A 6,733-nucleotide genomic window follows, 5' to 3' on the forward strand; every position below is an offset into this window, starting at 1 on the left:
GCAGCCACCCGGACCTGACCGGCGCCGAGGTCGCGCACGCGCTGGCCACCACCAGGACCCGCTTCGCGCACCGCGCGGTCCTGCTCGACTCCGTCCAGGTCGCCGCCGACCGGGCCGGCGCCCCGGGCCGCACCGTCTTCGTGTTCCCCGGCCAGGGCGCGCAGTGGGCCGGCATGGGCCGGGAGCTGTACGCCGAGTACCCCGTCTTCCGGGCCGCCATGGACGAGTGCGCCCGGGCGCTGGCCCCGTACACCGACTGGTCGCTGGCCGAGGTGCTGGACGGCGCTCCGCTCGACCGGGTGGACGTCGTGCAGCCCGCCCTGTTCGCGGTGATGGTGTCCCTGGCGGAACTGTGGCGCTCCTTCGGCGTCGAGCCCGACGCGGTGGTCGGGCACTCGCAGGGCGAGATCGCCGCGGCGTACGTCGCGGGCGCGCTGTCGCTGTCCGACGCGGCCCGGATCGTGGCGCTGCGCAGCCGCGCGCTGGTGGCGCTGACCGGCCGGGGCGGCATGGTGTCCGTGGCCCTGTCCGCCGAGCGGGCCGAGGACTACGTGTCGCGCTGGGGCGGCGCGCTGACGGTCGCCGTGGTCAACGCCGCCGGCTCGGTCGTGGTGTCCGGCGACACCCAGGCCCTGTCCGAGCTGGTCGCCGCCTGCGAGGCGGACGGTGTCCGCGCACGCGTCGTCCCGGTGGACTACGCCTCCCACTCCGCGCACGTCGAGGCGATCCGCGAGCGGCTGCACACCGAACTGGACGGCGTGCGGCCGCAGCAGGGCACTGTCCCCTACTACTCCGCGGTCACCGGCGGTCTCCTCGACGACACCACGGTGCTGGACGCCGACTACTGGTACCGCAATCTGCGCGAGCCGGTCCGCTTCGACCTGGCCACCGCCGCGCTGCTGGCGGACGGGCACGACGTCGTGGTCGAGGTCAGCCCGCACCCGGTGCTGCTGCCCGCCATCGAACAGAGCCTGGAAGAGGCCTGCGAGCGGACCGGCGCGTCCGGCGTCGCCACCGGCACGCTGGGCCGCGACCGGGGCGGACCGGACGCCTTCCTGACCGCGCTGTCCCGGCTGTTCGTGGCCGGTGTGCCGGTCGACTGGTCCCCGGCCGTCGCCGGGGCCGCGCCGGTCGACCTGCCCACGTACGCCTTCCAACGTCGTTCGTACTGGCTGCCCGGAGCGACGGCCGGGCAGGGCGGACGGACCCCGGCCGACCCGGGGACGCACGCGGCGGGGACCGCCGCGCCCGGCCGGGCGGACGGCGGCCCGGAGACCCATGACACCGGAGCGGGCGACACCGAGTCGGCCGACCCGGTCGACGTGGCCGCCGTGGTCACCGCGCAGATCGCGCTCGTGCTGGGTCACGAGGACCCCGCGGAGATCGATCCCGCGCTCACCTTCAAGGAGCTCGGCCTCGACTCGGTCACCGGGCTCGAACTGCGCAACCGCCTGGCCGGCGCCCTGGACCGGAAGCTCCCCTCCGGTCTGATCTTCGACCGCCCGACGCCCGCGGAGCTGATCGACTGGCTGCGCACCGGCCCCGGCGACCGGTCGGCCCCCGCCGCCGCGGCCGCCCACGACGACGACCCGGTCGTCATCGTGGGGATGGGCTGCCGCTTCCCCGGCGGGGTGGCCTCGCCGGACGACCTGTGGCGGCTGGTCGCGGACGGCGTGGACGCGATCGGCGACTTCCCGGACGACCGCGGCTGGGACCTGGGCCGCCTGTACGACCCGGAACTGCGCGGCGCGGGCACCACGTACATCGACCGGGGCGGGTTCCTGGAGGCGGTGGCCGGCTTCGACGCCCCGTTCTTCGGCATCTCGCCCCGCGAGGCGCTCGCCATGGACCCGCAGCAGCGGCTGGTGCTGGAGACGGCCTGGGAGACCTTCGAGCACGCCGGGATCGACCCGGCCTCGCTGCGCGGCAGCCACACCGGCGTGTTCACCGGCGTCTGGTCGTCCGGCTACGCGACCGGGCCGGGCCTGCCGGAGGACCTGGAGGGCTACCTGTTCACCGGCGTCGCGACCAGCGTCACGTCCGGCCGGGTCGCCTACCACCTCGGGCTGCGCGGTCCGGCGCTGTCCGTGGACACCGCCTGCTCGTCGTCCCTGGTCGCCGTCCACCTGGCCGCCCAGGCCCTGCGCGCGGGCGAGTGCTCGCTGGCGCTGGCCGGCGGCGTCACGATCATGGCGACACCGTTCGGCTTCACCGAGTTCTCCCGCCAGCACGGCCTCGCGGCGGACGGCCGCAGCAAGCCCTTCGCCGCCGCGGCCGACGGCACCAGCTGGGCCGAGGGCACCGGCCTGGTGCTGCTGGAACGCCTGTCGGACGCCCGCCGCAACGGCCACCGGGTGCTGGCGGTCGTCGCGGGAAGCGCGGTCAATCAGGACGGTGCGTCCAACGGCCTGACCGCGCCGAACGGTCCGTCGCAGGAACGCGTCATCCGGCAGGCGCTGGCGAACGCCGGGTTGGAGCCGTCCGAGGTGGACGCGGTGGAGGCGCACGGCACCGGCACCACCCTTGGCGACCCCATCGAGGCCCACGCCCTGCTGGCCGCCTACGGTCAGGACCGGGACGAGCCGCTGTGGCTGGGGTCCGTAAAGTCGAACATCGGCCACACCCAGGCCGCCGCCGGCGTCGCGGGCCTGATCAAGATGGTCATGGCGATGCGGCACGGCGAACTGCCGCGGACCCTGCACGTGGACGCGCCCTCCCCGCACGTCGACTGGGCCTCCGGCGGCGTCCGGCTGCTCACCGAGGCCCGGCCGTGGCCGGACCACGGCCACCTGCGCCGCGCCGGCGTCTCGGCCTTCGGCGTCAGCGGCACCAACGCCCACCTGATCATCGAGCAGCCCGCCGAGCCGGACCCCGGCCGCCGCCCCGAACCCGCCGGACAGGCCGCCCCCACCGCCTGGCTGCTGTCCGCGAAGACCGACGCCGCGCTGCGCGCCCAGGCCGAGCGGCTGCACGCGTACGCGACCGCCCACCCCGACGTCCCGGCCGCCGCGATCAGCCGCGCACTGGCCGCCCGCACCCGGTTCGAGCACCGGGCCGCGGTGGTCGGCGCCGACCGGGACGACCTGCTGTCCGGCCTGGCCGCGCTCCCGCCGGGACTGCCGACCCGTACCGGCGGGACGGTGTTCGTCTTCCCCGGACAGGGGGCGCAGTGGACGGGCATGGGACGTGACCTGTACGAGCAGTCCGAGGTCTTCCGCGCCGGCATCGACGCCTGCGCCGCCGCCCTGGACCCGTACACCGACTGGTCGCTGGTCGACGAACTGCGCCACGGCTCGCTGGACCGCGTCGACGTGGTGCAGCCGGCCCTGTTCGCCGTCATGGTGGCGCTGGCCGACCTGTGGCGGTCCCACGGCGTGCAGCCGGACGCCGTGGTCGGCCACTCCCAGGCGGAGATCGCCGCCGCGTACGTCGCCGGCGCGCTGTCGCTGCGGGACGCCGCCAAGGTCGTGGCGCTGCGGTCCAGGGCGCTGGCCGCCATCGCGGACCGGGGCGGCATGGTGTCCCTCGCGCTGTCCGTCGAACAGGCCGCCGACTACCTGGCCCGTTGGGGCGAGCGGCTGACCACCGCCGTGGTGAACGGACCCGCGGCGGTCGTGGTGTCCGGCGACCTCGACGTGCTGGACGAACTGGGGGCCGCCTGCAAGGCCGACGGCGTCCGCTTCCGCCGCCTGCCCGTCAACTACGCGGCGCACTCGGCGCAGGTCGAGGCGATCCGCGAGCAGCTGCTCGCCGAACTGGCCGACATCACGCCCCGGTCGGCGGCGATCCCGTTCTACTCCACGGTCACCGGCGAGCCGGTCGACACCGCCGGCCTCGACGCCGGCTACTGGTACCGCAACCTCCGCGAACCCGTGCGGTTCGACCTGGCCACCGCCCGGCTCACCGCCGACGGCCATGACCTGTTCCTGGAGGTCGGCCCGCACCCGGTGCTGGTGCCCGCGCTGGAGGACGTCGCCGCCACCGGAACACTGCGCCGCGACCACGGCGGCCTCACCGAGTTCCTCGCCGCGGCGGGGCGCCTGCACGCCGCCGGGGTCGACGTCGACTGGACTCCGGTCCTGCCCCGCACCGCACCCGCGGCGGACCTGCCCACGTACGCCTTCCAGCGCGAGCCCTACTGGGTGACCGCGACCCCGCCGGCGCCCCGCGACGACTGGCGGTACCAGGTGGCCTGGGCGCCGACGAGCGGCACCGCGGCCCCGGTGGACCCGGCGCGCTGGCTCGTCCTCGCCACGACCGGGCACCCGTGGGCCGAGGCCCTGCGCGCCCGGGGCTTCGCGGTGGCCGACAGCTGGGACGCGGCCGACACCGGGGACGCCCGGCCGGACGGCGTGCTGTCGCTGCTGGCGCTGGACGAGGCGCCGCACCCCGACCACCCGGTGCTCCCGGCGGGCCTGGTCCGCACCCTCGACCTGGTCCGCACCCTGGATCCGGCTCGCAGCCCGGACCCGGCGAGGCCGGCGGCCGTTCCGCTGTGGTGCGCGACCAGCGGCGCCGTGAGCACCTCGGGCGCCGACCCGGTCACCAGCCCGGCCCAGGCCCTGGAGTGGGGCGCCGGCGCGTCCGCGGCGCTGGAGTTCCCGCACGGCTGGGGCGGCCTGGTCGACCTTCCCGCCGTGCCCGACGCGGACAGCGTGGACGCGCTGCTCGTCGTGCTCGCCGGCACGGGCGAGGACCAGGTGGCGATCCGCGGCGCCCGGCGCTTCGCCAAGCGGCTGCGCCGCAAGGCCGCATCGGGCCCGGCCGCGCAGCCCTGGCGGCCGCGGGGCACCGTGCTGATCACCGGCGGCACCGGCGCGCTCGGCGGACACGTGGCCCGCCGCCTCGCCCGGCAGGGCGCCGAGCACATCGTGCTGGCCGCCCGCCGCGGCCCCGACGCACCCGGCGCGGCCCGCCTGCGCGACGAACTGGAGGCAGCCGGGGCACGGGTGACCGTGGCGGCGTGCGACGTGGCCGACCGGGACGCCCTGCGGGACCTCGTCGAGCGCGTCGGCGACATCCGCGCCGTCTTCCACACCGCCGGCGCGATCAGGGCGACCAGGCTGGCCGACACGACAGCCGCGGAGTTCGCCGACGTCGTCACGGCCAAGGTCGCCGGGGCGCAGAACCTGGCCGAACTCCTGCCGGACCTCGACGCCTTCGTCCTGTTCTCCTCGACCGCGGGCGTGTGGGGCGACGGCCACGGCGCGGCCTACGCCGCCGGCAACGCCTTCCTCGACGCCCTGGCCGCACAGCACCGCGCCCGGGGCCGCGCCACGACCTCCGTCGCGTGGGGCATCTGGGCCGACGGCGGCATGGCCGCCCTGGAGTCCGTGCAGCGCCAGCGCACCCTGCTCGGCCTCGGCGAACTCGACCCGGGTCGGGCACTCGACGCCCTGCAGGACGTCCTCGACCACGACGAGGCCCTCGCGGTCGTCACCGAGGCCGACTGGGCGCAGTTCGCCCGCGCCTACACCCACGCGCGGCCGAGCCGGCTGCTGCGGGACCTGCCCGAGGCCCAGAGCCGGCCGCAGGCCCCCCCGCCCGCGCCCGCCGCCGGCGGCGCCGACCTGCTGGAGCTGATCACCACCCACGCCGCCGGGGTGCTGGGACACGCCACCCCCGAGCGGATCGACCCCCGGCAGGCGTTCAAGGACCTCGGCTTCGACTCGCTGACTTCGGTGGAACTGCGCAACCGCCTGACCGCCGCGCTCGGGGTGAAACTGCCCGCCACCCTGGTCTTCGACCACCCCACCCCGGCCCGGCTGGCCGCCCACCTGTCCGGCGAGCAGGACGCGCCGCAGGCCCCGGCCGCGGTCGCGACGGACGAACCGATCGCGGTCATCGGCATGGGCTGCCGCTACCCCGGAGGCGTCGACACCCCCGAGGACCTGTGGCGGCTGGTCGCGGACGGCGTGGACGCGGTCGGCGAGTTCCCGGCCGACCGGGGCTGGGACATCGACCGCCTGTACGACCCGACGGGGAGCCGGCCCCGCACGTCGAGCACGTCCAAGGGCGGCTTCCTCGACGCCGTCGGCGACTTCGACGCGGCGTTCTTCGGGATATCGCCCCGCGAGGCGCTCGCCATGGACCCCCAGCAGCGCATCCTGCTGGAGACCGCGTGGGAGACCATCGAGTACGCCGGCATCGACCCGACCACGCTGGAGGGCACGTCCACCGGCGTGTTCACCGGCATCTGGCCCACCGGCTACGCCGCCGGGCCGATCCCCGACGACCTGGAGGGCTACCAGGTCACCGGCATCGCGTCGAGCGTGGGATCGGGCCGGCTGGCGTACCAGCTGGGCCTGCTCGGCCCGGCGCTGTCCCTGGACACCGGCTGCTCGTCGTCCCTGGTGGCCCTGCACCTGGCCGCCCAGGCGCTGCGCTCGGGAGAGTGCTCGTTCGCCCTGGCCGGCGGCGTCACCGTCAACTCGGCGCCCACGCTGTTCACCGAGATGTCCCGGCAGGGGGCGAGCGCGCCCGACGGCCGCTGCAAGTCCTTCGCCGCCGCGGCCGACGGCGCGGGCTGGGCCGAGGGCGCCGGCCTGCTGCTGCTGGAGCGGCTGTCGGACGCCCGGCGCAACGGCCACGAGGTGCTGGCGGTCGTCCGGGGCTCCGCCACCAACCAGGACGGTGCGTCCAACGGCCTGACCGCTCCGAACGGCCCCTCCCAGGAGCGGGTGATCCGGCAGGCGCTGGCCAATGCCGGGTTGGAGCCGTCCGAGGTGGACGC

1 protein-coding gene and 1 pseudogene are annotated in these 6,733 nt (G+C 76.3%); both read left to right on the forward strand.

Annotated elements, in window-relative coordinates; translation table 11 throughout:
* Positions 1 to 137 precede the first annotated feature (137 nt).
* Positions 138 to 4,043 (forward strand): annotated as a pseudogene (locus IEZ12_RS40815) (acyltransferase domain-containing protein); the annotation flags it as partial.
* 474 nt (positions 4,044 to 4,517) lie between these two features.
* Positions 4,518 to 6,733 (forward strand): type I polyketide synthase (locus IEZ12_RS40820; protein ID WP_444542893.1); only part of this gene is annotated, 2,216 nt, incomplete at its 3' end.

Source organism: Kitasatospora griseola (assembly GCF_014648555.1).
GTDB lineage: Bacteria > Actinomycetota > Actinomycetes > Streptomycetales > Streptomycetaceae > Kitasatospora > Kitasatospora griseola.